General features: G+C 39.2%; 2 protein-coding genes. Both read right to left on the bottom strand.

The features are described from left to right. On the bottom strand, nt 1-1,666 hold a 1,666-nt coding region (locus tag RsY01_RS10750; RefSeq protein WP_094785527.1), incomplete at its 3' end, for a DNA polymerase. Nucleotides 1,667-1,731: 65 nt separating this feature from the next. After that, the coding region (locus RsY01_RS10745) for an ssDNA-binding protein (RefSeq protein WP_133063218.1) at nt 1,732-1,922 on the bottom strand (191 nt) is incomplete at its 5' end.

The raw sequence follows: 1,922 nt of genomic DNA, 5'->3' as shown, positions 1-1,922 counted from the left end.
CTACTCCTTCATAAGTCACGGATTCCCCATTAAATTTATTTGGACTAATTTGAGGTTTGACATAAGCAAGCTCTCTTCCTGAAAGCAATGTGATGAAAAGCATACCACTTTTACAGTTAAATTTGATACCATGTGAACTCGTTACTATGCGCTGTCTGACGCTATTTTTTACTGCTTTATCTATATCCCACCACAGCTTTGTAATTCTAGGATTAGTCTTTCGCCACCTCGTGACAAGTGGTTGTAGTTCCTCTTCAGCTAACCCCATATCCAGTGCGCCCATTGCCGTCAATGCACCAACTGAACCTCCATACCCAAGAGCCAATTCAGATATCTTACCTTTTTGTCGCAAATGTCCGTTCACACCGTTCTTTTCAACCGGCACATTAAACATTTGACTCGCACTTGCACAATAGATATCTCCACCACTTTTAAAAACTTCAAGTCGCCACTCTTCCCCTGCCAACCACGAAATCATACGTGCTTCAATGGCTGAGAAATCCGCTACTATAAATTTCTTATCATCTTGTGGCACAAAAGCTGTCCGAATGAGTTCAGATAATATTTTAGGCGTTGACTCATAAAGTAAGACCAAAGCATCAAAATTTTGATCACGAACCAAGGACCTTGCCTCGGCTAAATCTGATATATGATTTTGTGGTAAATTATGAAGTTGAATTAACCTACCTGAAAATCTACCTGTCCGATTGGCGCCATAATATTGAAACATCCCATGAGCGCGACTATCTTTACAAACCGCATTTGCCATTGCCTGATATTTCTTAACCGATGACTTTGCGATTTGTTGGCGAAGCAAAAGCACCTCTTTTAATAGACCAGAATTAGAATTTATAAGCACTGTCACTTGTTGCTTTCCAAGGCTCTCTGTCTCTAAACCATGTTCTAGCAACCATCTTCGCATTTGCAGGACACTATTTGGATTTTCTAAACCTGTCAAATTTACCAATTTTGAAAAGATAGATGTCTTAGAAAGGGCATCCAGATGAATAGCCGATGTGACAAAGACTTCATCAAGACCAATTCCCCTATCATTAATTTCCTGATCAAGTTGGTATTCATGCCAAATGTCATCAGATACTGGGAAATGAGATAACTTTTCTTGAATCAGCATTTCAGTTTCGACATCACGTGCATTATAAAATTTAAAAAGCTGCCACTTATCAGGGGCATGAACCGACAAGTTTCGGGTTCGACCACCGTTAGTTTTAGTTGGCAGGCAGGGCACACAAAAATATCGAATGAGATTTCTCCCTTCTGATAATTTTTGTTTATCCAATCCCAGAACTGCACCAACCCCAGCAAAAGATAATGGTAATCCTAATAACGCCGACCAAATCATTGTACAACGCCATGAAGATGGATTTAGGTAGATACCGGCAGATAGTCCTAGATACTTTGACAGACAAATCCGCTCAAACATGGCATTGAATGCCCACTTTTCTACCGCATCATCTGTTAAAGATTCTAAAATCTCATGCGGTATTATCTCACCATTTGCCAAATCTACAACGATCACTTTTCCATTATCAATAGAATAAGCAAAAAGCAGAATCTCAAAATCTTTACTCTCACAGTACTTGAAAACACCTGATTTTTGAAGATTGGTACTACTGAACGTTTCTAAATCAATGTTTATTTTTTTCATGTCTTTTTCCCTTCAAAAAAGACAATAGAATCCTAAAACTCTATTGTCATATGAAACACTTTTCTTCAGCCTAAGAAAGCATCGTCTTCAAGTGTTGTGAAGTCTTCAGCCGCAGTTGTGCCACTGCCGAGTGGTTCGCCATCTCGGATAAATTGAATATTACCTAGGCCACACGCAATGCCTTTATTGCCATTCGAGTTAAAGGCATAAAAATTCAAAGACACACGACTGTAACAGCCACTATAAACTTGGCTAC

The organism is Pseudolactococcus reticulitermitis, from assembly GCF_002260845.1.
Lineage (GTDB): Bacteria > Bacillota > Bacilli > Lactobacillales > Streptococcaceae > Pseudolactococcus > Pseudolactococcus reticulitermitis.
This window is presented reverse-complemented; position numbering and strand designations above follow the sequence as displayed.